The 25,835-nt window shown below is 61.1% G+C and carries 23 protein-coding genes; all 23 read left to right on the top strand.

Annotation, left to right across the window (positions count from 1 at the left end; all coding sequences use genetic code 11):
• Nucleotides 1-19 precede the first annotated feature (19 nt).
• The 23 genes from M2396_RS20020 (at nt 20) to M2396_RS19910 (ending at nt 25,818) form a co-directional block, all read left to right on the top strand.
• Entirely contained in the window at nt 20-718 is a 699-nt protein-coding gene (locus M2396_RS20020; RefSeq protein ID WP_220633283.1) for a WbqC family protein, read from the top strand.
• Nucleotides 715-1,350 (top strand): class I SAM-dependent methyltransferase, encoded by a 636-nt coding sequence (locus M2396_RS20015; RefSeq protein ID WP_259077455.1) that lies wholly within the window; start codon nt 715-717, stop codon nt 1,348-1,350. The genes M2396_RS20020 and M2396_RS20015 overlap by 4 nt, the downstream gene beginning before the upstream one ends.
• A 36-nt stretch (nt 1,351-1,386) precedes the next feature.
• On the top strand, nt 1,387-2,154 hold the full coding sequence (locus M2396_RS20010) for a hypothetical protein (RefSeq protein ID WP_181107582.1): 768 nt from the start codon (nt 1,387-1,389) through the stop codon (nt 2,152-2,154).
• A 12-nt stretch (nt 2,155-2,166) separates the two neighbouring features.
• Nucleotides 2,167-3,546 (top strand): FAD-binding oxidoreductase, encoded by a 1,380-nt coding sequence (locus M2396_RS20005; RefSeq protein WP_181107583.1) that lies wholly within the window; start codon nt 2,167-2,169, stop codon nt 3,544-3,546.
• Between the two features lie 23 nt (nt 3,547-3,569).
• A complete protein-coding gene (gene rffA / locus M2396_RS20000; protein ID WP_181107584.1) occupies nt 3,570-4,724 on the top strand; it encodes a dTDP-4-amino-4,6-dideoxygalactose transaminase in 1,155 nt (384 codons plus the stop codon).
• 39 nt (nt 4,725-4,763) lie between these two features.
• Nucleotides 4,764-8,303, top strand: coding sequence for a glycosyltransferase (locus M2396_RS19995; RefSeq protein WP_259077450.1), 3,540 nt, complete (start codon nt 4,764-4,766; stop codon nt 8,301-8,303).
• 227 nt (nt 8,304-8,530) lie between these two features.
• Nucleotides 8,531-9,466 (top strand): ketoacyl-ACP synthase III, encoded by a 936-nt coding sequence (locus M2396_RS19990; RefSeq protein WP_220633286.1) that lies wholly within the window; start codon nt 8,531-8,533, stop codon nt 9,464-9,466.
• Between the two features lie 291 nt (nt 9,467-9,757).
• The gene (locus M2396_RS19985; protein ID WP_103436641.1) at nt 9,758-10,618 is read left to right on the top strand and encodes a flagellin domain-containing protein; all 861 of its coding nucleotides are present in this window, start codon (nt 9,758-9,760) and stop codon (nt 10,616-10,618) included.
• 71 nt (nt 10,619-10,689) lie between these two features.
• A complete protein-coding gene (locus M2396_RS19980) occupies nt 10,690-11,061 on the top strand; it encodes a flagellar protein FlaG (RefSeq protein ID WP_181107587.1) in 372 nt (123 codons plus the stop codon).
• Nucleotides 11,062-11,141: 80 nt separating this feature from the next.
• Complete coding sequence (gene fliD, locus M2396_RS19975; protein WP_220633287.1) at nt 11,142-12,542, top strand: flagellar filament capping protein FliD; 1,401 nt, start codon at nt 11,142-11,144, stop codon at nt 12,540-12,542.
• A gap of 139 nt (nt 12,543-12,681) precedes the next feature.
• Complete coding sequence (fliS, locus tag M2396_RS19970; RefSeq protein WP_103436644.1) at nt 12,682-13,077, top strand: flagellar export chaperone FliS; 396 nt, start codon at nt 12,682-12,684, stop codon at nt 13,075-13,077.
• A gap of 15 nt (nt 13,078-13,092) precedes the next feature.
• Entirely contained in the window at nt 13,093-13,389 is a 297-nt protein-coding gene (locus tag M2396_RS19965; protein ID WP_150569773.1) for a flagellar protein FliT, read from the top strand.
• Between the two features lie 167 nt (nt 13,390-13,556).
• Complete coding sequence (fleQ, locus tag M2396_RS19960; protein ID WP_103436646.1) at nt 13,557-15,032, top strand: transcriptional regulator FleQ; 1,476 nt, start codon at nt 13,557-13,559, stop codon at nt 15,030-15,032.
• A 140-nt stretch (nt 15,033-15,172) separates the two neighbouring features.
• A complete protein-coding gene (locus M2396_RS19955; protein WP_259077446.1) occupies nt 15,173-16,390 on the top strand; it encodes a PAS domain-containing sensor histidine kinase in 1,218 nt (405 codons plus the stop codon).
• Nucleotides 16,390-17,772 (top strand): sigma-54 dependent transcriptional regulator, encoded by a 1,383-nt coding sequence (locus M2396_RS19950; protein WP_259077444.1) that lies wholly within the window; start codon nt 16,390-16,392, stop codon nt 17,770-17,772. The genes M2396_RS19955 and M2396_RS19950 overlap by 1 nt, the downstream gene beginning before the upstream one ends.
• A 107-nt stretch (nt 17,773-17,879) precedes the next feature.
• Nucleotides 17,880-18,212 (top strand): flagellar hook-basal body complex protein FliE, encoded by a 333-nt coding sequence (gene fliE / locus M2396_RS19945; RefSeq protein WP_101317840.1) that lies wholly within the window; start codon nt 17,880-17,882, stop codon nt 18,210-18,212.
• A gap of 14 nt (nt 18,213-18,226) precedes the next feature.
• Nucleotides 18,227-20,005 carry a flagellar basal-body MS-ring/collar protein FliF gene (fliF, locus tag M2396_RS19940; protein ID WP_101317842.1) on the top strand — a complete coding sequence of 593 codons (1,779 nt, stop codon included), beginning with the start codon at nt 18,227-18,229 and terminating at the stop codon, nt 20,003-20,005.
• On the top strand, nt 19,998-21,017 hold the full coding sequence (gene fliG / locus M2396_RS19935) for a flagellar motor switch protein FliG (RefSeq protein WP_101317844.1): 1,020 nt from the start codon (nt 19,998-20,000) through the stop codon (nt 21,015-21,017). The genes fliF and fliG overlap by 8 nt, the downstream gene beginning before the upstream one ends.
• A 127-nt stretch (nt 21,018-21,144) precedes the next feature.
• A complete protein-coding gene (gene fliH, locus M2396_RS19930; RefSeq protein WP_220633289.1) occupies nt 21,145-21,906 on the top strand; it encodes a flagellar assembly protein FliH in 762 nt (253 codons plus the stop codon).
• Complete coding sequence (gene fliI / locus M2396_RS19925; protein WP_101317848.1) at nt 21,896-23,257, top strand: flagellar protein export ATPase FliI; 1,362 nt, start codon at nt 21,896-21,898, stop codon at nt 23,255-23,257. The genes fliH and fliI overlap by 11 nt, the downstream gene beginning before the upstream one ends.
• A gap of 3 nt (nt 23,258-23,260) precedes the next feature.
• The gene (gene fliJ, locus M2396_RS19920; RefSeq protein ID WP_101317850.1) at nt 23,261-23,713 is read left to right on the top strand and encodes a flagellar export protein FliJ; all 453 of its coding nucleotides are present in this window, start codon (nt 23,261-23,263) and stop codon (nt 23,711-23,713) included.
• A gap of 99 nt (nt 23,714-23,812) precedes the next feature.
• Entirely contained in the window at nt 23,813-24,118 is a 306-nt protein-coding gene (locus M2396_RS19915; RefSeq protein ID WP_101317852.1) for an STAS domain-containing protein, read from the top strand.
• Between the two features lie 8 nt (nt 24,119-24,126).
• Nucleotides 24,127-25,818 (top strand): fused response regulator/phosphatase, encoded by a 1,692-nt coding sequence (locus M2396_RS19910; RefSeq protein ID WP_259077432.1) that lies wholly within the window; start codon nt 24,127-24,129, stop codon nt 25,816-25,818.
• Nucleotides 25,819-25,835: the final 17 nt, after the last annotated feature.

The raw sequence follows: 25,835 nt of genomic DNA, 5'->3' as shown, positions 1-25,835 counted from the left end.
GGCGTGCGCGAGGTTCGGGATGCAGAAAAAAGTGGCCGTGGTGCAGTCCAATTACATTCCGTGGAAGGGCTATTTCGACTTGATTCGCAGTGTCGACGCGTTTGTTCTGTACGACGATGTGCAGTACACCCGACGCGACTGGCGTAACCGCAACAAAATCAAGACCGCCCAAGGTGAGCATTGGCTGACCATTGCCGTGAAGAACCGTGGGCGGTATGAGCAGTTGATCAACGAAGTTGAAGTCAGCGACGCGGACTGGGCGGCTCAACACTGGAAAACGATCGAGATGAGTTACCGCCGCGCGCCGTGTTTTGCGCAGATGGAAGCACCGCTGCGTGCTCTGTTCGAGCAGGCCGCCAAGCTCCAGCATCTGTCCAGCATCAATCATCTACTGATCGCTGGGCTGTGCCCGCTGTTGGGAATCCACACCCCGCTTTATCGCTCCGAAGATCTGCCCGGTGCTGATGGTCGCAATGAGCGCTTGATCCAGCTTTGCCTGGCTTTGGGCGCCAGCGAATATCTGTCCGGGCCTGCCGCCAGTTCCTACATGGATGAAGCGGCGTTCGCCGCTGCCGGGCTCGACGTTTCGTACATGAATTATGCCGGTTATCCCGAATACCCGCAGATGTACGGTGAGTTCGCGCATGCGCTGAGTGTTATCGACCTTTTGTTCAACACCGGAGCAGATGCCCCGGCTTTCCTGGAGCGCCGGGCGTGAGCGAAAACATCCTGCAGGACGTCGAGGCTTACTATTCGTCGCGTATCCGCAGTCATGGAGCGACCCCCGAGGGGGTCGACTGGAATGGCCCCGATTCGCAGCAGCTGCGCTTTGAGCAATTGCTCAAGCTGGTCCCGCTCGCGGAGCGTGAGCAGGGGTTCAGCCTGATCGACGTCGGCTGCGGCTATGGTGCCCTGCTGACTTGGCTGCGCGAGCGCAGCTTCGCGGTTGACTACCATGGCTACGACCTGTCGGCGGAAATGATCAACGCTGCGCTTGCCAGGCATGGCAGCGACGCCAATGCCTTTTTCGAAGTGGCCGCAGCGCCCTCGCGCCAGGCTGACTACGCCGTGGCGAGCGGTATCTTCAATGTCTGCCAACAGACATCAGCTGAGGCCTGGCAAGGCTATATCGCCGAGGTCTTGCGTTGTATGGATGCCAGCAGCCGCAAGGGCTTTGCCTTCAACTGCCTGACCAGCTATTCCGACCCACCGTTCATGCGCGATTACCTTCATTACGCTGATCCGTGCTTTTACTTTGATCTGTGCAAAAGAACCTACTCCAGACAGGTGTCACTCTTGCACGACTACGGCTTGTACGAGTTCACCCTGCTGGTGCGCAAGGCATCGTAAGCGGCCGTCCGGTTTTCCTGTTTCCTGGAGATTCACATGCTCAAAAGCGGTTCCACTTCTGTTACCCAGTCTGACGAAAGCCAGCTCGAGGCTCGCGAGCAACTCTGGCAGGCGTTCACCAAGGCGCCGCTGGACGACGCCGAGAAAGAACGCAACCTGGGATTGTTCATCCGCTCAGCTTCGCTGGCGCGACTGCTGGCGATTTCCGACCTGTACCGGGAAATCGTTCATTTGCCGGGCTCGATTCTCGACTTCGGCACCTGGCGCGGGCAGAACGCCGTGCTCTGTGAAAACCTGCGAGCAGTATTCGAACCGTTCAACAAGCAACGTCGCCTTGCCGCGTTCGATACTTTTGCCGGCTACAAGTCGCATGACAATGACGGCAAGGTCAACAACGAGCACTTCCAGGACGGTTGCTACCACACCGGCAACGGCTACGCCGACTATCTGCGTCACCTGCTCGGTCTGCACGAAAGCATCAATGCGTTGCCACAGGTGCCCAGTGGTCACCAAGTGGTCGAAGGGGACATCAAGGACACCCTGCCGCCGTTCATTGAAGACAACCGCAACTTGCTGGTAGCGCTGGCGTTCTTCGACATGAATCTGGAAGGGCCGACGCGCTTCGCCCTTGAACAGATTCTGCCGCGCTGCGTACCCGGCTCGTTGCTGGTGTTCTTCCAGTTGCAGCGCGACTTCCTCCCCGGCGAGGGCTATGCCTATGCTGCCGACGTGCTGGGTAAGGTACGCCATGAGATCAAGCGCTCAGAAACCTACCCGTCGCTGTGTATCGTCAAGCTGCTCTGAGGAGGACTGCGCATGTTCCTTATCATTGGTAATGGCATGGTTGGCCTGGCTATCGCAGCGGGTTTGTCGCGCAGTGTGCCGGCTGATCAGATTCAGGTCATCGGCCCCGCCGACCGAACCAACAGTGCCTCGATGGCCGCTGCGGCGATGCTCAACTCGTTTGCCGAGCTTGAGCCGGGCGCGCTCGATCAGCCGCGAGATCGGCTCAAGTTCGAATTGAGTCAGGCCTCTGCGCGCTTGTGGGGCAACTTTGTCGAGGAGTTCGACATCCCTGCTGCCCACTACCGCTTGGGTACCGTGCTGGTCAACAACAATGCCTCAAACGCATTTGAAGACGCGGCATTCGATGCCATCGCCGGTTACCTGGACGAGTTCGCCGAGCCCTTCGAGCGAATCGAACCGAATATGGAGCCGGCCTATATGCCAGGTTCCAGCTACCGCAGCCGGCAGGCGTTGTTCCTGCCACGTGAAGGCGTGGTCAATCCCGACGGAGTAATCCATGCGTTGCAAGCGAGCCTGGTCAAGCGCGGCGTGCGCTTTATTGACGGCACTGTACAGGCGCTGGACAAGGTTGGCGGGTGCACCCGCGGTGTGACCCTGGCAGATGGCCGCGTGCTGGCAGGCGAGCGCGTTGTGCTGGCCAACGGCAGCATGGCCACCCGGCTCTGGCAAGAGCAGGACTGCATCCGCGTGATCAATGGCGTCGGCGCCACCGTAGTGCTGAAAAACCCTGGCATCAAGGGTCGCTATGTACTGCGCACACCAAATCGTGGTGGCGCCTGTGGCATCTACCATGCGCCCTATCAGGATGACTTGTTCGTGGTCGGCGCGACCAACCTGGTGACCACTGTCGATGAGCAGTATCCGCGCGCCGAAGCGGTTGCCGCGTTGATCAACGGCGCGATCAATCAGGTCAACCAGATGCACCGTGCCAGTGGCCTGGTGCGCTACAACTTTGGCTATCGTCCTGTCAGTCTCGATGGCTATCCGGTGCTCGGTCAGCTCAATGACAACACATTCATTGCCACCGGCACGCGCCGCGATGGCTACCACTTTGCTCCATGGCTGGCCGATAACTTCGCCGCACTGCTGCTCGACAAGCCGATTACAGGGCAAGCGCGTGCCTACTTTGAGCATGCCCGGCCGCAGCGCAGCGCGCTGCTCGACCAGCCGATCGAGGCCTGCTGCCGCAAGTACGCAGCCGTCAAATGCTCTGCGCTTTCGCAGCACGGCTATGACGCTGGCCATACCGATGCCGACCAGGCGATGGAGCAGTACTACTATCACCGGGCCCGCGATTTTTTCGAGATGCACGGGCTTGAGCAGGCGATACAGGTGGACTTCCTCGATGCCTTGATCGGCGGCTATCTGTCGCTGGACGACTTCACCTGAAACGCGTGACCGGAGAAACGAACGTGGACAAGCAGGTTATTCCTTTCAACAAGCCTTTCGTGGTTGGCAAAGAGCTGTTCTATATCGCACAGGCGGTCATGAACGGTGGCATTGCCGGCGATGGTCACTTCAGCCGGCTGTGCCATCAGTGGCTGGAAAGCAATCTTGGTTGCCACAAGGCATTGTTGACGCACTCGTGTACCGCTGCCTTGGAGATGGCTGCGATCCTGGCTGACGTGGGGCCTGGTGATGAAGTCATCATGCCGTCGTTCACCTTCGTTTCCACCGCCAACGCCTTTGTCCTGCGCGGCGCGATACCCGTGTTTGTCGATATCCGCCAGGACAGCCTCAATCTCGACGAGCGCTTGGTTGAAGCGGCCATTACCGAGCGCACCAAGGCGATCGTGGCGGTGCACTATGCCGGCCAGCCTTGTGACATGGACGCGCTGATGCGGATCTGCGAGAAGCACGGCTTGATGCTTATCGAAGATGCTGCACAGGCTATTCTGGCTCGGCAGAAGACGCGTGCGCTAGGCACCATTGGCCACCTTGGCTGCCTGAGTTTTCACGAGACCAAGAACGTCATTAGCGGGGAAGGCGGTGCATTGTTGATCAATGATCCGAAGCTGATCGAGCGCGCCGAGATAATCTGGCAGAAAGGCACCAACCGCAAGGCGTTCGCCCGTGGCGAAGTCAGCAAATACACCTGGGTTGACGTTGGCTCGTCCTTTCTCCCAAGTGAGTTGACCGCAGCGTTCCTGTACGCACAGTTGGAGCAGGGGGAAAGCATCAACGATCATCGGCGATCGTTGTATGAGGCTTATTACAATCAGCTCGGCGCGCTGGAAGTTGACGGTTGTTTCACCCTGCCACGCACACCGGGCGGCAAGCCGGCCAATGCACACATCTTCTACGTGTTGATGCGTAGCAGTGTCGAGCGGGACGCGTTGATCCGCTTCCTGCGCGAGCGTGAGATCTATGCGGTGTTCCATTATGTACCTTTGCACGACTCGCCGGCAGGTCTGCGCTTTTCGCGTAGCGTCGGAGAGCTGCCGATAACCCGCAAGGTTTCCGACTGTCTGGTGCGTCTGCCGCTGTTCTCCGACATGGCGGGTTGCCAGGTCGATGAGGTTTGCGCGGCCATTCAGGACTTTTTCACCCAGCTCACTAGCGCTTGAAACCCAAGCGCAGTCGCCCCGATTCTGGAGTTTCAACCGATGTCCAATCCTGCGCTGGGTCAGGGTTGCTCACCCGAGCAAGCTCTGGCCAATCTGCGGCAGCTGTACGCCAGGCCAGAGCATCCTTATTACATCCTGGCGCCGGACTACCGGGAAACCTCCTCAGGCATTGCCTCGCTGCACTACCTCTGCCATCTGCTCAATCTGCGCGGGCGAGAGGCCTATATTCTGGGTAAGGCTCAGGTCAACCCAGACCTGAAAACACCTTTGCTCGATGCTCAGGCGGCCCAGCGTCATGTCGATACTGGCCAGGTACCGATTGCGATCTATCCAGAGGTCGTCGAAGGCAATCCGTTCGAGTGCTCGGTGGTGGCGCGTTTCCTGTTGAACTTCGAAGGGTTCATCACTGGCCGCGGTATGGCTGCTGCTCCATCCGACCTGTTGTTCTATTCCGGCGCGTTGATTGCAGCGCGTCACGGTAACCCCGAAGGCGACCTGCTGTGCCTGCCGACCATCAATGTCGATCTGTTTTGTGCAGCTGCGCCCGGGACCGTGCGCGAGGGCAAGTACCTGTACCAGAACCGCTTCGCATTGGAGCAGATCGACTATTCGCAGTTGCCGGCCGACATTCGCCTGCTGAGCATGGCCAATGCCCTGACCCTTGCCCAACTTGCTGATCTTTTGCGCAAAGCGCAGGTGATGTACACCCACGAGTGGTCGATGACGTGCGTGATTGCCGTGCTCTGTGGTTGCCCGGTGATTTTCATACCGGGTCATGGCATTGATCAGCAGTTCCTTGATGCCAGCTTTGTCGGTAGCAGCGGTTTTGCCATGCTCGATCAGCCCGATGCATTGCGCCACGCCAGCGCTGGCGTCGAAGGTGCATTGCAACGCTACGTTGAGCGTACCGCGCCGTTCTGGCAGCAACTTGAAGTGTTTGTCGACAAGACCCAGCAGGCCGCGCGGCGTGAGCAACAGGGCAATGCCCTGGGTGTTCTGGGCTGGCTGCGGCAGCGTTATCCGCTGGCTGAGCCGCTGCGCCTGATCAACGCAAAACTTGACGCAGCTGCGGCACCCACGATTGCCGTAGTGGTGCGCGCCAGCACCGATCAGGTGGCTCTGGCGCGTACCCTGGACAGCCTGCAGCGCAGCCTTTACAAGCGTCTGGAGGTGATCGTTCTGAGCCGCGATGAGCCGGATCAAGCAACGGCGCGGTGGCTGCCAGGTGATTCAGAGCAATGGCAGGCGCCGGTCAACACATTACTCGCGGACAGCACCAGTGACTGGTTCATGCTGGTCGAGGCGGGTGTCGAATTTACCGCCAGCGGCATGCTGATGGTGGCCTTGAAACTACTTGAGACCCCGCCCAGTTGTCTGGCGCTGTTCGGCGACGAAGCGGTACGCCTGGACGGTGGAGCTGTTGATCTCTGCCTGCGGCCGGAGCTGAACCTTGATCTGCTGCTGGCGCAGCCTGCCAACCTGGCCCGACACTGGTTGTACCGACGCCTCGCCGTGCTGAGCCAGCAAGGTTTCGGTCTGGCCAGCGGAGCGGCGGCGGAGCTGGCCTGCCAGCTGCGATTGCTCAACGAGCACGGGCTGAGTTGCGTAGCGCACGTCAGCGAGCCCCTCTTGGTCGCCGACGGTGCGCCTGTCCGCGACTGCCCTGACGAGCGCGCTGTGATTGCAGCGCATCTATACGAGCGCGGTTATGCCCAGGCACAAGTACTGGCGCTGGCGCAGGCGGCTGGCTGTTACCGTATCGATTACCAGCACGCGCAGCAGGCCACCGTCAGTATCATGATCTATGTGCAAGGTGGTCTTGTGCAGTTGCAGCGTTGTCTGGAAATCCTCCTCACGCAAACCACCCACCCTGCTTACGAAATCGTCCTGATCGAGCCGGGGTCCGACGATCCAGCTGTGGCGCAGTGGCTGGAGATGGTCAGCCAGATTGACCAGGCGCGCTTCCAGGTGCTGCGGTTCATGCCTGGCCAGTCACGCGCTGCCTTGTGCAATGCTGCGGCGCAGGAGGCTCGCGGTGATTATCTGGTCTGGCTTGATGCTGGCGTCAGTGTGCTTGACGGGGGCTGGCTGCAGACGCTGCTCAACCAGGCCCAGCGCCCGGAAGTAGGGGCCGTGGCCGGCAAGTTGCAGACGGGCACTGGCTTGCTCCACCGCGCCGCGCTGGTACTAGGCCTGGGCGGCAGTGTGAGTAGCGGCGTAGACGGCGCTGCCCATGACCATGTCGGCTACATGGGCAGGTTATGGCTGGAACATGATTGCAGCGCGCTTGCGGATGAGTGTCTGATGGTCCGCCGCGACAGTTTCCTGCAGGTAGGCGGTTTTGCGCTCGATCCTTTGCTGGTGCCTTGGGTCGGCGCGGATTTGTGCCTCAAGCTGCAGCAGACCGGCTACCTTAACGTCTGGACCCCTTATGCACGGTTTTTGATCGAAGCTGAGGTGGTCTCGCCACCCGGCGCCGATGAAGAAGATGCGCTGTTCGCCCGCTGGCTACCGCAATTGCTGCACGACGCTTGCTACAACGAGAATTTCTCGTTGGTGGCAGGCGAGGCCTTCGCAGTGCAAAGCAATGCCATGAGCTGGCGTCCACTCAAGGACATCGCGCCTACCGTCCTGGTGTTGGCCTCTGCTTGCGAGGGGGATGGCCAGTTGCGTCTGATCCAGCCCCACCAAGCCCTTGGCCGCGCAGGTCTGATCGATGGCACGGTTCATATGGGCTTGATGTCGCCCGTGCAGATCGAGCGCTTTGCGCCTGCAAGTATTGTCATGCAGCGGCCGATTGACGAAGACCAACTGTTGACGCTGCGCCGCTTGAGAGCGTTCTCGCAGGCCTTCAAGATTTGTGACCTGGATGGCTTTGCGCCGGGCCTGGCAGCTGGAGGCGGCGCTGCCGCTCTGTTGGAGCACCTCCAGCCAGGATTGATGCAGGCGGACCGCGTTGTGGTTTCCAGCCCTGTGCTGGCTGACCTGTTGCGTGGGGCACATGACGATATTCGCTTGCTTGAGAGTGCGTTGTCGGCAGATTGGGGTCGCCTGCAAGGGCAGCGCCGCACGGCCGAGCGGGCGCGCGTCGGATGGCTGGGCAGCACAGACGCCGCTCTGCTTGAAGTGGTCGTGCCAGCGCTTGCCAATGAGGTCGATTGGGTGGTGATCGGCGAGTGTCCGTCCGTGCTGCAGCCATTTGTCAAAGAGCTGCACCCGGCAGTTGAGCCTGGACAGTTGGGGCTGGCATTGGCGGCACTGAATCTGGATCTGGCGCTGGTGCCGCTTGCCGATACGCTGGTCAATGCGTGTGGGAGTGACTTGCGAGTGCTGCAGCACGCGGCCTGTGGTCATCCGGTAGTCTGTAGTCGGGTGGCCGGATTGGCCGGTGCGGACAGTTTGCCGCTGTCGCGGGTGGCTAACCAGACAGAGGAGTGGTTGCGGGCAATTCGCCTGCACCTGGAGGATCGCGATGCATCTGCAGCCTTGGGCGATGCGCTGCAGGCGGCTGTCCGTGCTGACTGGTTGCTGGCCGGGCCGCGTCTGCAGGCCTGGCGTCAGGTGTGGCTGGAGCGCTAGTCTGCGCGTGGGCAGGGCGCGCCGTGAGATGATCGACGCTCGGGCCGTGGCTTTCTTTGCAGAGCGCGCAGGAGGGTGATTCTCGATTGTCTGGTGAGTCGTGACTTGGCAGTCGAAACGTGCATCTTTACTCTATTGGGTCAGCGGGCAGTAAATTGCCATAGTAAAGGCGCGATCGTAAGGTCGTGGCCCCTGCGAATATCCGCCATATCTACCGGGAAGCCACAATGATTGGCATTAAAAGCATCGCCAGCTACGTACCTGCCGAGGGCGTCGACAATTACGCCCAGGGTGCGAAATTCGGCAAAGACCAGGATTTTATCTTCGGCAAGATCGGTTCGACCTTCTTGCCGCGCAAGGACGCCGATCAGGAAACCTCTGACTTGTGTGTCGAGGCCGCCAAGGCATTGTTTGCCAGTAATCCAGGGCTGGACCCGGCAGCCATCGATGCAGTCATCGTGGTTACCCAGAACGGCGATGCCGAGGGCCTGCCGCATACTGCCGCGATCGTTCAGCACAAGCTTGGCCTGGCAACCCATATTGCTGCTTTCGATATTTCCCTGGGCTGTTCCGGCTACGTTTACGGCCTGTACGCTATGAAGGGCTTCATGGAAGCGGCAGGGCTCAAGAACGGTTTGTTGATCACTGCCGACCCGTACTCGAAGATCGTCGATCCAGAAGATCGCAACACGACCATGCTGTTTGGTGATGCCGCGACGGCCACCTGGATGGGTGAGCAAGCCAGCTGGCAGCTAGGCAAGTCGTTGTTTGGCAGCGATGGCGGCGGTGCAGAACATCTGCGTACCACTGACGGCAAGTTCTTCATGAATGGTCGCCAAGTGTACAATTTTGCCTTGGTCAAGATCCCTGCTCATCTGCAACAGCTGCTCGATGCCAGCCAACTGCAGGCTGACGATATCGACTTGTATTGCCTGCATCAGGGCAGCGCGGCGATCGTTGACGCGGTCTCGTTGCGCTTCAAGGAGGGCGAGCACAAGCACAAGTTCGTCAAAGACATGGTCGAGACCGGTAATACCGTATCCTCGAGCATTCCATTGCTCCTCGAAAAGCACGTGCTCGGCTCCCGGCATCAGCGCGTTGCCCTCAGCGGTTTTGGGGTAGGCCTGTCGTGGGGCTCGGCGATCATCGAGCGTTGCGACTGAGCACCGCCCATCTCCTCGTTGTCGAAGCGCCGCCTTGTTCAAGGCGGCGTTCTTTTATCCGCCATGCGCCAAACCTTACAAAAGGATGAGCATTCATGGCTCAAGCGCTGCCTGTATCTTGGCGTCAAGTCCTTGAATTCACTGGGCTGGCACGTTGCCAGCAAATTATTTTGAAATTTCGCTAAAGCAACCCGCCCTGACGACGATAACTATTACGAAGGTTCTCTGTGCCACACCCGGCGAATTGCCAAGGCCGGAAGCCGTAGTACCCAATCCAACGAGGAATTCGTCATGGCTTTGACTGTTAACACCAACACCACCTCTCTGGGCGTTCAGAAGAACCTGAACCGTGCTTCCGATGCACTGAGCACCTCGATGACCCGTCTGTCCTCCGGCCTGAAAATCAACAGCGCCAAAGACGACGCTGCCGGCCTGCAGATCGCTACGCGTATGACTTCGCAGATCCGTGGTCAGACCATGGCTATCAAAAACGCCAACGATGGTGTTTCGATCGCTCAGACCGCTGAAGGCGCGATGCAAGAGCAGACCAACATTCTGCAGCGTATGCGTGAACTGGCCGTTCAGTCGCGAAACGACTCGAATAGCTCGACCGACCGTGACGCGCTGAACAAAGAGTTCCAGTCCATGCTCCTGGAAATCGACCGTATCGCTGACAGCACCCAGCTGAACGGCAAGAACCTGCTGGACGGTACCGCTGGCGTCATGACCTTCCAGGTCGGCTCCAACGTTGGCACTCAGAACCAGATCACCATCAGCCTCAGCGGCGCGATGAAAACCACCGGTGCTGGTGCAGCACTGACCGGTCTGGCTGGCAAAACCATCGCTGGTGCAGACACCACTGCTGCCCAGAACAACTTCAGCGCCGCCGTCAGCGCCATCGACGACGCTCTGAACGCGATCAACAGCTCGCGTGCTGACCTGGGTGCTTCGCAGAACCGCCTGACCAGCACCATCAACAACCTGAACAACATCAACGAAAACGCTGAAGCTGCTCGCGGCCGTGTTCAGGACACCGACTTCGCTGCTGAAACTGCCCAGCTGACCAAGCAGCAGACTCTGCAACAAGCTTCGACTTCGGTTCTGGCCCAGGCCAACCAGCTGCCATCGGCAGTTCTGAAACTGCTGGGCTAATCTGCCAGTAGGTTCTCGGCGGGGGAGTGCGTTGAAGCGCTTCCCCGCTTTTTCGTTGCGAGGTGGTAGAAATGGACATGAGCGTCAAGCTGAATCTATCCTACCCGGCCGCGCGTCCGACCGAGCAGGTCGCCGAAAAGCCGGTTAGTGATGTAGCGGTATCCCGCCCTGAGGAAGGCAAGCGTCTCAGTGACGGTAACAAACCTTCAGCGGAGATCGATGCTGAACAAGTACGAAGTGCTGTTGCCGAGATCGAAAAATTTCTGAGCAACGGTAGACGCAACTTGGAATTCTCCACGGATGAAGAATCCGGCAAGGTCGTTGTCAAAGTCATCGCCAGCGAAACCGGTGAGCTGATTCGTCAATTGCCCTCGGAAGAGGCTTTGCGAATTGCAAACAGTCTGAGTGATGTCAACAGTCTTCTGTTCGACGCCAAGGTTTGACCGGCGGCGAACTATAATGATGCGGTGAAGGCCGGGAGCGCAGGAATGGCGCCTGGCCTATCAATGAGAGGGAAAACAGCATGGCAAGCCCGATAGCTTCCAGTCTTGGCCTTGGGTCCGGTCTTAATATTACCGATATCGTCAAGGTGCTGGTCCAGTCCGATACTGCCGCCAAGCAGGCGCAGATCTCCCGGCAGACCAGTAACAACGCTGCGTATATATCCGGGGTTGGCGCGCTGCGCAGCGCTCTCACTGCGTTTACCACTGCCATGGGCAAGCTCAACGACAAGTCTGCGCCGTCCTTCAATGCCTATGCAGCGACGTCGGCGAGCGACAGTATTGTCAAGGCGACGGCTGGCAATACCGCAGTTGCAGGCAGTTACAGCATCGAGGTGAAGAACCTTGCCACGGGCTCGAAAGTTGCCAGCGCAGCCTACGCCGAAGGTGCAAGCAAGTCGGTAACGGCCGGTGAGATGGTGATCGAGCAGAATGGCAAGACCTACAAGGTCACCATTGGCGATGATGCCACTCTGCAAACGGTGCGCGACCAGATCAACAAAGAACTGAGCGCCAGCGGCATCTCTGCCAACATCATCACCGGGAAGGATGGTGCCCGCCTAGTGCTGGGCTCTACTACCACTGGCGCGGGTAATGATCTCAAGGTCTCGGGTATCCCTGAGCTTGAGATCGACGGGACCAAGTCGATGGCCAGCGAAGGCGCTGGCTACATCGATGACGTTGCCAAGGATGCGCTGCTGACCATCGATGGCCTGGAAGTCAGCAGCGCCTCGAACACGGTCACTGACGCCATCAGTGGCTTGTCGTTGGAGCTGACTGGCAAGAGTGCCGTGGGTGTGGCGACCAAGGTGACTGTTGCCGCCAACAATGACGGCCTGAAGACCTCGGTGCAGGCTTTTGTCGATGCCTACAATACCATGCAAAGAGCCATCACCGCGCTGACCAGCACCAGTACTGACGCCGATGGCAATCTGGTGCTTGGTTCGCTGACGAACGACCCGACCACTCGCTCGCTGCTCTCCGATGTGCGCGGCGTGTTGGCAGAGGTAGGTGCAGGGGACCGCCTGACAACGTTGAGCCAGTTGGGTATCAATACCCAGAAAGACGGCACCCTGGAGTTCAGTGCCAGCAAATTCACCGCAGCGATGAGCGACAAGAAGCTTGGCGCTGAAGTGCAGGAACTGTTCACTGGCACAGGCGGTATCTTCGAGCGGATGAACAAGGCAATTGATCCGTATAACGCTACAGATGGCAGTCTGGCTGCACGCAAGACCAGCCTGGACAAGACGGCCAAGAGTCTGACCGACCAGCAGGCGGCGCTTGATCGTCGCACCGAGTCGCTGACCGAAGCGCTGACCAAGAAATACGTTGCACTGGACACCGCGTTGGGCAAGATGAAAGCCCAGGCCGAACAGATCACTTCGATCTTCGACGCTATCAACGCCCAAGCCAAGAAGTCCTGATCCGGCAACGCTGAGTCTCCCAAAAGCCCGGCTGCGTCCCTTCGACGCGCCGGGCTTTTTTATTTGCCGCTAAAGTTTTTTGACGCGGCGGCGATATACAGGGTATACGCAACCTTTTTTGCTGGAACGAGGCAGATCCATGAACCCGATGTTGGCCCTTCGGCAGTACCAGAAAGTGAACGGCGCGGCGCAGACCTCCGAGGCCAGCCCGCATCGCCTGGTGCAAATGCTCATGCAAGGTGGTCTTGACCGCCTGGCTCAGGCCAAGGGCGCGATTGCGCGCAATGACATTGCCCAGAAGGGCATCCTGCTGGGCAAAGCCATCGACATCATCGGCGGCCTGCGTGAAGGTCTCGACCTGGAAAACCACGCCGACAGCCTGGCCGAGCTTGATAATCTGTACACCTACATGAGCCGGCGCCTGGTCGAGGCCAACCTGAAGACCGACACCGCGATCATCGACGAAGTCGCCCGCCTGCTGATCACGGTCAAGGAAGGCTGGGATGCGATCGCCGACCAACAGCCGGAAGGCTGATCCAAGGAGCGTGGCATGAGCATGGTGATCGAGCGTATCGAACAGACCCGTGAGGCGCTGCTGGCAGCGCTCGCCGGCCGCGACTGGGATGCAGTGAGCGAACTCGACCTCGAGTGCCGCCTGTGCGTCGAGGACGTGCTGTCCGAGGCCACGCACAACGAAAGCCAGGTACGTGCCAGCCTTGAGCAGCTACTCGAGGTCTATCGGCATCTGATTGAAGTTGCAAGTGGGGAACGTCAAACTTTAGTCGACGAGATGACGCAAATCCGTCAGGCGAAAAATGCCGCCAAGGTATACCATCTGTTCAGCTGACACTGATGAGATACAAAAACTGAGCGCCATAAATTTGACTGTGCGTTTTTTTTTGACTTTACTAGTGGCTGTATTCGAATTTCAGACGTCCGAACACTGACCATTCAGTCGGAATGATGTCGAGCACGCCCTCAGGGCGCCGATATGACTAGGGAAGTTGCTATTGCATGTGGCGTGAAACCAAGATTCTCCTGATCGATGACGACAGCGCCCGCCGCCGCGATCTGGCAGTGGTTCTGAACTTTCTCGGCGAAGACAACCTGTCTTGCTCAAGCCAGGACTGGCAGCAAGCGGTAGAGTCGCTGGCCTCCAGTCGTGAGGTGCTGTGCGTACTGATCGGTGCGGTCAATGCGCCTTCCAGTGTGCAAGGGCTGCTTAAGACAGTGGCAGGCTGGGATGAGTTCCTTCCGATGTTGCTGCTTGGCGATGTTTCTGCTGCAGAGTTCCCTGAGGACCTGCGCCGCCGGGTGTTGTCCAACCTGGAAATGCCTGCCAGCTACAGCCAGCTGCTCGACTCCCTGCACCGCGCCCAGGTCTATCGCGAAATGTATGACCATGCCCGCGAGCGTGGCCGTCAGCGCGAACCGAACCTGTTCCGCAGCCTGGTCGGCACCAGTCGCGCCATTCAGCACGTGCGGCAGATGATGCAGCAGGTGGCCGACACCGACGCCAGCGTGCTGATCCTCGGCGAGTCAGGCACTGGCAAGGAAGTGGTTGCGCGTAACCTGCACTATCATTCCAAGCGCCGTGAAGCACCGTTCGTGCCGGTCAACTGTGGGGCGATCCCGGCCGAGTTGCTCGAAAGCGAACTGTTTGGTCACGAAAAGGGCGCGTTCACCGGTGCGATCACCAGTCGCGCTGGGCGCTTCGAGCTGGCCAACGGCGGCACGCTGTTCCTCGACGAGATCGGCGACATGCCGCTGCCGATGCAGGTCAAGCTGCTGCGCGTGCTGCAGGAACGTACCTTCGAGCGTGTCGGTAGCAACAAGACCCAGAGCATCGATGTGCGCATCATTGCCGCCACGCACAAGAACCTTGAGGTCATGATTGAAGAGGGCACCTTCCGCGAAGACTTGTACTATCGCCTGAACGTGTTCCCGATCGAGATGGCGCCGCTGCGCGAGCGAGTTGAAGACATCCCGCTGCTGATGAACGAGCTGATCTCGCGCATGGAGCACGAGAAGCGTGGGTCGATTCGGTTCAATTCGGCCTCGATCATGTCGCTGTGCCGGCATGGCTGGCCTGGCAACGTCCGCGAGCTGGCCAACCTGGTCGAGCGCATGGCGATCATGCATCCCTACGGTGTGATCGGGGTGTCCGAGCTGCCGAAGAAATTCCGCTACGTCGACGATGAAGACGAGCAGTTGGTCGACAGCATGCGCAGCGACCTGGAAGAGCGCGTTGCGATCAACGGCCATACGCCGAATTTCTCCAATCACGCGATGCTGCCGCCCGAAGGCCTCGACCTCAAGGACTACCTCGGTAGCCTCGAGCAAGGCTTGATCCAGCAGGCGCTGGACGACGCCAATGGTATCGTTGCGCGGGCCGCCGAGCGCTTGCGGATTCGCCGTACGACGCTGGTGGAGAAAATGCGCAAATACGGCATGAGCCGTCGCGACGGCGAGGAACAGGCAGAGGATTGACGCCTGCCGTTTCCCTTGCATAGGGCTGCAGCGCAGCCCTGATAAGCCCTCCACCCCGTTAACCCTATCTCCGGCACGGCTATTGCTATATCGCAGGCAACACACCGTTTTTATGACGGTCAGCCACGCGAGAGAGCACGATGCCCCACGCCGCCCCGATTTCCCGAGCCGCTGATCCGCAGGGTCGCATCCCGGTCGAGCAGGAAAGCCGACAGGGCCTTGAACACGCATTCGCGTTGTTCAATCAGGTTTCCAGCCAACTGAATCAATCCTACGGCATGCTCGAGGCGCGGGTGCGCGAGCTCAAGGGCGAGCTGGCTGTAGTCAGTGCGCAGCGCATGGCTGAACTGGACGAAAAGGAACGCCTGGCCAATCGCCTGCAGAACCTGCTCGACCTGTTGCCAGGCGGGGTGGTGGTGATCGATGAGCACGGCAGGGTGCGCGAGGCGAATCCTGCGGCCTGCGAGTTGCTGGGCGAGCCGTTGCTCGGCGAATTGTGGCGCCAGATCATTGCCCGCAGTTTCGCTCCACGCAAGGACGACGGCCATGAAGTGTCCCTGCGCGATGGCCGCCGTGTGTCGATCGCTACTCGTTCGCTGGATGCCGAGCCTGGCCAGTTGGTCCTGTTGACCGACCTGACCGAAACCCGTCGCCTGCAGGATCAACTCGCCCGGCATGAGCGCTTGTCCTCGCTCGGGCGCATGGTTGCCTCGCTGGCGCATCAGATCCGCACGCCGCTGTCGGCGGCCATGCTCTATGCCAGCCACCTGGCGGATCCGCAGCAACAGTTGCCCAGCGAAACCCGTCAGCGCTTTGCTGGAAACCTCAAGGAGCGCCTGCACGAGCTTGAGCATCAAGTGCGCGACATGCTGGTGTTCGCCCGCGGTGAGTTGCCGTTGGCTGATCGGCTCAGTCCGAAGGGTTTGTTCCAGGCGTTGCAACAAGCTGCGCAGGTGCATGTGCAGGGCCATGCAGTGCGTTGGCAGTGCGACACCCACCTGGGTGAGTTGCTGTGCAATCGCGACACCCTGGTCGGGGCACTGCTCAATTTGCTGGAAAACGCCCTGCAGGCAAGCACGCTGCCGGCGCGGGTAAAAATTCATTTGTTCCGCCGTGGGCATGCGCTGCACCTGTGCGTCAGTGATGCTGGCTGCGGCATCGCGCCGGCGCTGCTGGCGCGCCTCGGTGAGCCGTTTCTGACCACCAAGACTACCGGTACCGGGCTCGGTCTGGCCGTGGTTCAGGCGGTGGTGCGCGCACATCAGGGCGAAGTACGCATGCGCTCGCGAGTAGGTCGGGGCACCTGCGTGCAGGTGATCCTGCCGCTGCTGGGCGAGTTGCCTGGGGAGGCGCGCTGATGGGTATCAAGGTGCTGCTGGTCGAGGATGACCGGGTGCTGCGTGAAGCGCTTGGCGATACCCTCGAGATCGGCGGTTTTGCCTATCGGGCGGTGGGCTGTGCCGAAGAGGCGTTGGCCGCTGTGGCCGGTGAAGCGTTCAGTCTGGTGGTGAGTGACGTCAACATGCCGGGCATGGACGGCCATCAGTTACTGCTGCAATTGCGCAGCAGCCATCCGCAATTGCCGGTGTTGCTGATGACCGCCCATGCTGCGGTTGAGCGTGCAGTCCAGGCCATGCGCCAAGGCGCGGTGGATTACCTGGTCAAGCCGTTCGAGCCGCAGGCGCTGTTAAGTCTGGTGGCGCGTCATGCTGGCGGTCGCGTCGGCGGAGCCGATGAAGACGGCCCGGTGGCATGCGAGCCGGCCAGCCGGCGCTTGCTGGAGCTGGCTGCGCGAGTCGCCCAGAGTGATTCGACGGTGTTGATTTCCGGCGAATCGGGTACCGGCAAGGAGGTCTTGGCGCAGTACATCCATCGCCAGTCCGCGCGAGCGGCGCAGCCGTTTGTGGCGATCAACTGCGCAGCAATCCCGGACAACATGCTCGAGGCAACCTTGTTCGGCCACGAGAAGGGCGCCTTCACCGGCGCCATTGCCGCTCAGCCAGGCAAATTCGAGCAGGCCGATGGCGGTACCTTGCTCCTTGACGAGATTTCCGAAATGCCGCTGGGCTTGCAGGCCAAGCTGCTGCGGGTGTTGCAGGAGCGCGAAGTGGAGCGGGTGGGTGGACGCAAGCCGATCGCGCTGGATATTCGCGTGCTGGCTACCACCAACCGCGACCTGGGCGCTGAAGTGGCGGCGGGGCGCTTCCGTGAAGACCTGTTCTATCGATTGTCGGTGTTCCCCTTGGCCTGGTGCCCGCTGCGCGAGCGCAGCGGCGATATTCTGCCGCTGGCCGAGCGCCTGCTGGCACGCCATGTGGCGAAGATGAAGCACGCGCCGGTCCGGTTGTCTGCCGAGGCGCGCCACTGCCTGCAGAACCATCCGTGGCCGGGCAACGTGCGCGAACTCGACAATGCCCTGCAGCGGGCGCTGATTCTGCAGCAGGGCGGCTTGATCGAGGCGGCGGATTTTTGTCTGGGTGGGGTCATTGCCTTGTCTGCACCGGCAGCGCTGGTCGCGCCTGCACAGGCAGTCACTAGCGATTCGCCTGCTGATTCCGGGGTGTTGGGCGATGACCTGCGCCGGCACGAATTCCAGATGATCATCGACACCCTGCGCGCCGAGCGCGGACGGCGCAAGGAAGCGGCCGATCGACTGGGCATCAGTCCACGTACCCTGCGCTACAAGCTGGCGCAGATGCGCGATGCAGGCCTTGATGTCGAGGCCAGCCTGTTCGGCTGATTCACCTTAATTAACCCGCTTACAGGATGGCTGGCATCGCTCTTGCTAGCACCAGCCTATCCGCTGCATGAGTGTCAAAAAAATGCGGCCGCCGGAGAGAGAAGTTCATGAGCCAAGGTGTTGAATTCAATCGTCTGATGTTGGACATGCGGTCCATGCAGGCCGATGCCATGTCCCTGCCCAAAGTGGCAGCTGCGCCTGAGCTGGCGCCAGGGCAGAGCAGTTTTGCCGACATGCTCGGCCAGGCCATTGGCAAGGTCCATGAAACCCAGCAGGCCTCGAGCCAGCTCGCCAACGCTTTCGAAATTGGCAAGAGCGGCGTGGACCTGACCGACGTGATGGTTGCTTCACAAAAAGCCTCGGTGTCATTCCAGGCGTTGACCCAGGTGCGCAACAAGCTGGTTCAGGCGTACCAGGACATCATGCAGATGCCGGTTTGAGGACTAATTGACTCATGGCCGAAGCAGTCGTCGATAACGCCCCCGCCAAGAGCGGGCCGCCAGTGGCCAAGCCGCCGCTGTTCGGCATGTCGTTCCTGGAAAACATCTCGCGGATGCCCGCCCTGCGTCAGGTCGGCCTGTTGGTCGGGCTGGCTGCCAGTGTGGCTATCGGCTTTGCCGTGGTGCTCTGGTCGCAGCAGCCGGACTACCGGCCGCTGTATGGCAGCCTGGCCGGCATGGACACCAAGCAGGTCATGGAAGTGCTTGGCGCTGCCGACATCCCCTACAACGTGGAGCCCAACTCCGGCGCTCTGCTGGTCAAGGCCGACGACCTCTCCCGTGCGCGCCTGAAACTGGCAGCCGCTGGCGTGGCGCCAAGCGACGGCAACGTCGGCTTCGAGATGCTCGACAAAGAGCAGGGTCTGGGCACCAGCCAGTTCATGGAGGCGACCCGTTACCGGCGCAGCCTGGAAGGCGAGCTGGCGCGCACCGTGTCGAGCCTGAACAACGTCAAGGCCGCCCGCGTCCATCTGGCGATCCCGAAAAGCTCGGTATTCGTGCGCGACGAGCGCAAGCCAAGTGCGTCGGTACTGGTCGAACTGTATCCGGGCCGTGCGCTGGAGCCGGGCCAGGTGATGGCGATCGTCAATCTGGTGGCGACCAGCGTGCCGGAACTGGACAAGACCCAGGTCACCGTGGTCGACCAGAAAGGCAACCTGCTCTCCGATCAACTGCAGGACTCTTCGCTGACCATGGCCGGCAAGCAGTTCGATTACAGCCGACGCATGGAAGGCATGCTCACCCAGCGTGTGCACAACATCCTGCAGCCAGTGCTGGGCAATGACCGCTACAAGGCTGAAGTGTCGGCCGATGTCGACTTCAGTGCAGTCGAGTCGACCTCCGAGCAGTTCAACCCTGATCAGCCAGCCCTGCGCAGCGAACAGTCGGTCGACGAGCAGCGCACCAGCAGCCAGGGACCGCAAGGCGTGCCGGGTGCTCTGAGCAACCAGCCGCCAGCTGCGGCTGCTGCACCGCAAAACGCCACCGCCGCGGCAACCCCAGCGGGTGCCATTCAGCCTGGCCAGCCATTGCTGGATGCCAATGGCGCGCAGATCATGGACCCGGCCACCGGCCAGCCTATGCTCGCACCGTACCCGGCCGACAAGCGCAAGCAGTCGACCAAGAACTTCGAGCTGGACCGCTCGATCAGCCATACCCGTCAGCAACAGGGCCGCCTCAGCCGCCTGTCGGTGGCAGTGGTAGTGGATGATCAGGCCAAACTCGATGCTGCGACTGGCGAAACCACCCGTGCACCGTGGGGCGCCGAAGATCTGGCGCGCTTCACCCGCCTGGTCCAGGACGCGGTGGGCTTCGATGCGAGCCGTGGCGACAGCGTGACCGTGATCAACGTACCGTTCGCCGCTGATCGCAGCCCTGAAATCGCCGATATCCCGTTCTACTCGCAGCCCTGGTTCTGGGACATCATGAAGCAGATGATGGGTGTGCTGTTCATTCTGGTGTTGGTGTTCGGCGTATTGCGTCCGGTGCTCAACAACATCACCGGCGGTGGCAAGCAGTCTGCTGCCGACGGCGACATGGAGCTGGGTGGGATGATTGGTCTGGATGGCGATCTGGCCAACGACCGTGTCAGCCTGGGTGGCCCGCAAAGCATTCTGTTGCCAAGCCCGAGTGAGGGATATGAGGCGCAGTTGAACGCAATCAAAGGCCTGGTGGCCGAAGACCCGGGCCGTGTCGCCCAGGTCGTGAAAGAGTGGATCAACGCCGATGAGTGATAACCGAGCCGTTACCGCCAAACTGAGCCGCACCGACAAGGCCGCGATCCTGCTGCTGTCGCTGGGCGAAACCGATGCCGCGCAGGTCCTGCGCCATATGGGCCCCAAGGAAGTGCAGCGAGTCGGTGTGGCCATGGCGCAGGTGGGCAATATCCACCGCGACCAGGTCCAGCAGGTGATGAGCGAGTTCGTCGAAATCGTCGGCGAGCAGACCAGCCTTGGCGTCGGCTCCGACGGCTACATCCGCAAGATGCTCAACCAAGCCCTTGGCGAGGACAAGGCCAATGGCCTGATCGACCGCATTCTGCTCGGTGGCAACACCAGCGGCCTGGACAGCCTGAAGTGGATGGAGCCACGCGCCGTGGCTGACGTGATCCGCTTCGAGCACCCGCAGATCCAGGCCATCGTGGTGGCCTACCTGGACCCTGACCAGGCCGGTGAGGTGCTGGGTAACTTCGACCACAAGGTGCGCCTTGACATCATCCTGCGCGTATCGTCGTTGAACACGGTACAGCCAGCGGCGCTCAAGGAACTCAACCAGATCCTCGAGAAGCAGTTCTCCGGCAACTCCAATGCCGCGCGGACCACACTGGGTGGTATCAAGCGGGCTGCCGATATCATGAACTTCCTCGACAGTTCGGTCGAAGGTCAGCTGATGGATTCGATCCGCGAGATCGATGGCGACCTGTCCGAACAGATCGAAGACTTGATGTTCGTCTTCAACAACCTCGCCGACGTCGACGACCGTGGCATTCAGGCGCTGTTGCGCGAAGTGGCCTCGGACGTGCTGGTGGTGTCGCTCAAGGGCGCCGACGAGCGGGTCAAGGACAAGATCTTCAAGAACATGTCCAAACGTGCTTCCGAGCTGCTGCGTGACGACCTCGAAGCCAAGGGCCCGGTGCGGGTCAGCGACGTCGAGACCGCGCAGAAGGAAATCCTCACCATCGCGCGGCGTATGGCCGATGCCGGCGAGATCGTGCTGGGCGGCAAGGGCGCCGAAGAAATGATCTAAGCCTTGTTCAGGCTGGCGCTGAAAGGTTCGACCTCAGGCGCCAGCGCTGGCACGCTGGATTTTTCCACCGACGCGCGCGCGAGCAGGGCGTACGTTGGCCGAACATGGTTTTTGAGAGCCCCACAGCATGTCCACCACCGAACACCCCAGCGACCTGATCCGTGCCCGCGACCTTGAAGGCGTCGATGTCTGGGCGCTGCCCAGCTTTGACCCGGCGCCTGCGCCAGCACCGGAGCCTGAGCCTGAAGTCATCGAGCCGGAAATCGAAGAGGTGCCCCTCGACGAGGTCCAGCCGCTGACCCTCGAAGAGCTCGAAGCGATTCGCCAGGAAGCCTACAACGAAGGCTTTGCCACCGGTGAACGCGAGGGTTTTCACAGCACCCAGCTCAAGGTCCGCCAGGAAGCCGAGGAAGCCCTCGCCGCCAAGCTGGGTGAGCTTGAGCAGTTGCTGGCGCATCTGCTCGAGCCGATTGCCGAGCAGGACACCCAGATCGAGCGCTCGCTGGTGCACCTGGTGGCGCACATGACGCGGCAGGTCATCGGCCGTGAGCTACGCACTGATTCGAGCCAGATCACCCAGGTGCTGCGCAGCGCGCTGAAGCTGCTGCCGATGGGCGCCGACAATATCCGCATCCACCTCAATCCGCAGGACTTCGAACTGGCCAAGGCCCTGCGCGAACGCCACGAAGAGAGTTGGAAAATCCTTGAAGACGAATCGTTGTTGCCCGGCGGGTGCCGTATCGAAACCGCCCACAGCCGCATCGACGCCAGCATGGAAACCCGCATCGAGAAGGCCGTAGCGCAGCTGTTCGACCAGTTGCACGATCAGGCCCTGCATCCGGCGCCTGCCGATATCAGCCTGGACCTGGGCAGCACCGATGCGCCTTGACCGCACCAGCTTCGGCAAGCGCCTGGGCGGCTACGCCGAGGCGATCAGCCTGCCTGAGCAGCCGGTGGTCGAGGGTCGCCTGTTGCGCATGGTCGGCCTGACGCTTGAGGCCGAAGGCCTGCGCGGCGCAGTCGGCAGTCGCTGCCTGGTGATCAACGACGACAGCTACCACCCGGTGCAGGTCGAGGCCGAGGTGATGGGCTTTGCCGGGACCAAGGTGTTCCTCATGCCGGTTGGCAGCATTGCCGGGATCGCGCCGGGCGCGCGGGTGGTGCCGCTGGATGACAGCGGGCGCCTGCCGATGGGCATGAGCATGCTTGGCCGGGTGCTCGATGGTGCTGGCCGGGCGCTGGATGGCAAAGGAGGGATGAAGGCCGAAGATTGGGTGCCGATCGACGGGCCGATCATCAACCCGCTGAACCGTGACCCGATCAGCCAACCACTGGATGTCGGCATCCGCAGCATCAACGGTCTGCTTACCGTCGGCCGCGGCCAGCGCCTGGGTCTGTTCGCTGGTACCGGCGTCGGTAAGTCGGTGTTGCTGGGCATGATGACGCGCTTCACCGAAGCCGAAATCATCGTGGTCGGCCTGATCGGCGAGCGGGGGCGGGAGGTCAAGGAGTTCATCGAACATATCCTTGGTGAAGAAGGCCTGAAGCGTTCGGTCGTAGTCGCCTCGCCGGCCGACGATGCGCCGCTGATGCGCCTGCGCGCTGCGATGTACTGCACGCGCATCGCGGAATACTTTCGCGACAAGGGCAAGAATGTCCTGTTGCTGATGGACTCGCTGACCCGGTTTGCCCAGGCCCAGCGCGAGATCGCCCTGGCCATCGGTGAGCCGCCAGCGACCCGCGGTTACCCGCCGTCGGTCTTCGCCAAGCTGCCCAAGCTGGTCGAGCGCGCCGGTAACGGCGAGGCCGGCGGGGGCTCGATCACGGCGTTCTATACCGTGCTGTCCGAAGGTGATGACCAGCAAGACCCGATCGCCGATGCGGCGCGGGGTGTGCTCGACGGCCACTTTGTGCTGTCGCGGCGGTTGGCCGAAGAAGGTCATTACCCTGCGATCGACATCGAAGCCTCGATTAGCCGGGTCATGCCGCAGGTAGTAGACGCCGATCACTTGCGCCAAGCGCAGAAATTCAAGCAGTTGTGGTCGCGCCTGTCGCAGAGCCGCGACTTGATCAGCGTGGGCGCTTACGTTGCGGGCGGCGATCCCGAGACCGACCTGGCGATTGCCTTGCAGGCACGCCTGGTCGGCTTCCTGCGTCAGGGACTGGACGAAAACGTCAGCGGCACGCAGAGCCGTGAGCAGTTGGCCGGCGTGTTTGCCACGCCCACAGGCGGTGGCTAAGCCATGAGCACGCCAAGCCGTGCCGCGCGCCTGGCGCCAGTGGTGAACATTGCCGAAGAGGCTGAGCGCAAGGCGGTCCAGCGCCTTGGTCACTTCCAGCAGCAGGTAGCCCAGGCCCAGGCCAAGCTGGCCGAGCTCGAGCGTTTTCGCGAAGACTACCAGCTGCAGTGGATCAACCGTGGTGGGCAGGGCGTCAACGGCAGCTGGCTGCTCAACTATCAGCGCTTTCTGGCCCAGCTGGAAACGGCCATGACCCAGCAGCGGCAGAGCCTGGCCTGGCACCAGAGTAACCTCAACAATGCCCGTGCCACCTGGCAGCAGGCTTACGCCCGGGTTGAGGGCTTGCGCAAGCTGGTACAGCGCTACATGGATGAGGCGCGCCGGCTCGAAGACAAGCGCGAGCAAAAGCTGCTGGACGAGCTGTCCCAGCGCCTGCCGCGATCCAGCGCTTACTAGGGCATTGGTCGAGTTTGTTGGCGCTGTCGCTTGCAACTTGTCGGCGCGTCTTCTAAACCTTCTGAAGCTGCATCCGCCATCATCGAAGGAATCGCTAGCATGGCAGTGGAACCTACGCTTTCCCCCGACGGCAAGAAGCTGACGATTGCGATCAAGGGCCGTTTCGATTTCGCCAAGCATCAGGCGTTTCGCGATGCTTACGAGCGGCAGAACGGCCGGCCCGAGCAGGTCGTGGTCGACCTGAGTGAGGCAACCTACCTGGACAGTTCTGCGCTGGGCATGCTGTTGCTCTTGCGCGACCATGTTGGCGGTGACGACTCCGACGTGCGCGTGGTGCACGCCACAGCCGATGTGCGCAAGATCCTGGCGATCTCCAACTTCGAAAAACTGTTCGACATCAGTTGACTGCGCTCATGCCGGCTGAAGCCACTTTGCAGGTGCTGATTGCCGAGGATGGCGCTGCCGATCGTCTGTTGCTGGCGCAGATCGTACGCCGCCAGGGTCATCAGGTGTTGACTGCCGAGAATGGCGCCGAGGCGGTGGCGCTGTTTCGCCAGCACCGGCCGCAACTGGTGCTGCTCGACGCCTTGATGCCGATCATGGATGGCTTCGAGGCCGCGCGGCAGATCAAGGCGCTGGCCGGCGAGACCTTGGTGCCGATCATCTTTCTCACGTCATTGAGCGAGGAGCAGGCACTGGTGCGCTGCCTTGAAGCCGGTGGCGACGACTTCATCGCCAAACCCTACAGTGCGGTGATTCTGGCGGCGAAGATCGGCGCCATGGAGCGCCTGCACAGGTTGCAGGCCAAGGTTCTCGAGCAGCGCGATGAAATAGCCCTGCACCACCAGCATCTGCTCAACGAGCAGCGCGTGGCCAAGGCGGTATTCGACAAGGTCGCCCATACCGGCTGCCTGCAGGCGCCGAATATCCGCTATTTGCAGTCGCCTTTTGCGCTGTTCAATGGCGACCTGCTGCTGGCGGCCTACACGCCCTCGGGTGACATGCATGTGCTGCTGGGTGACTTTACCGGGCATGGCCTGCCCGCAGCGGTCGGCGCCATGCCGCTGGCAGAGGCGTTCTATGGCATGACCGGCAAGGGCTATGGTCTGGCGCAGACGCTGCGCGAAATGAACGCCAAGCTCAAGCGCATCCTGCCGGTAGACATGTTTTGCTGTGCGTTGCTGCTGAACATCAGCTACCAGCGCGGCACCGTGGAGTTCTGGGGTGGCGGGATGCCCGATGGCTATCATCTGGCGGCCAGCGGCGAAGTGCTGGCGACCTTGCCGTCTACCCAGCTACCGCTGGGTGTGCTGGCCCCGGAACGCTTCGATGACCGTACCCAGGTGATGCCGCTGGCGCCAGGTGAGCGGCTGTTGCTGCTGTCCGATGGTGTAGTCGAGACCAGCAACGCCGGCGGGCAATTGTTTGGGGTCGAGCGCCTGCAGCAGGTGATCGCCCTGAACCGCCCCCCCGCACTGTTGTTCGAGGAACTGCTGCAAGCCTTGCAGGCGTTTGGCGGGCGCGCTCGGGATGATGTCAGCCTGTGTGATATCCGCATGCTCGAGCCAGCCGCGGATTTACCCGCCAACGCCGGCCATGCCGACAGAGGGCGCAGCAGCCCGCTCGATTGGTCGCTAGGCTTCGAGCTGCGCGGCGAGACGTTGCGGTGGGTCAATCCAGTTCCGCAACTGCTGCAGCTGCTGCAGGAAATCCATGGCCTGCGACCGCTTGCGGGACAGTTGCACAGCGTCTTTGCCGAGCTCTATACCAATGCCCTGGAACACGGCGTGCTCGGCCTTGATTCAGCGCTAAAGGGCGATGCGGCAGGGTTTTCAGAGTTTTACCGGTTGCGCTGTGAGCGACTTGCGCAGCAGGTCGATGGTTACATTCGGATAGATCTCAAGGTTGAACCCTGGGAGCGAGGAGGGCGTCTGATCATCGAAATCCGTGACAGCGGCGTCGGCTTCGATGTCGAGCAGGTGCTGGCACGGTTGCCACGCCAGGATGCCTTCAGTGGGCGCGGAATACATCTGGTGCGGCGCCTGAGTCAGGATGCACAATGGATCGAGGGCGGTCGATGCGCCAAGGTAGAGGTGCTCTGGTGAGCACGCTGCCAGGCCTA

The organism is Pseudomonas sp. BIGb0278 (genome assembly GCF_024809895.1).
GTDB lineage: Bacteria > Pseudomonadota > Gammaproteobacteria > Pseudomonadales > Pseudomonadaceae > Aquipseudomonas > Aquipseudomonas shirazensis.
The sequence above is the reverse complement of the archived record's forward strand: the minus strand, read 5'-3'. Positions and strand labels throughout refer to the sequence as shown.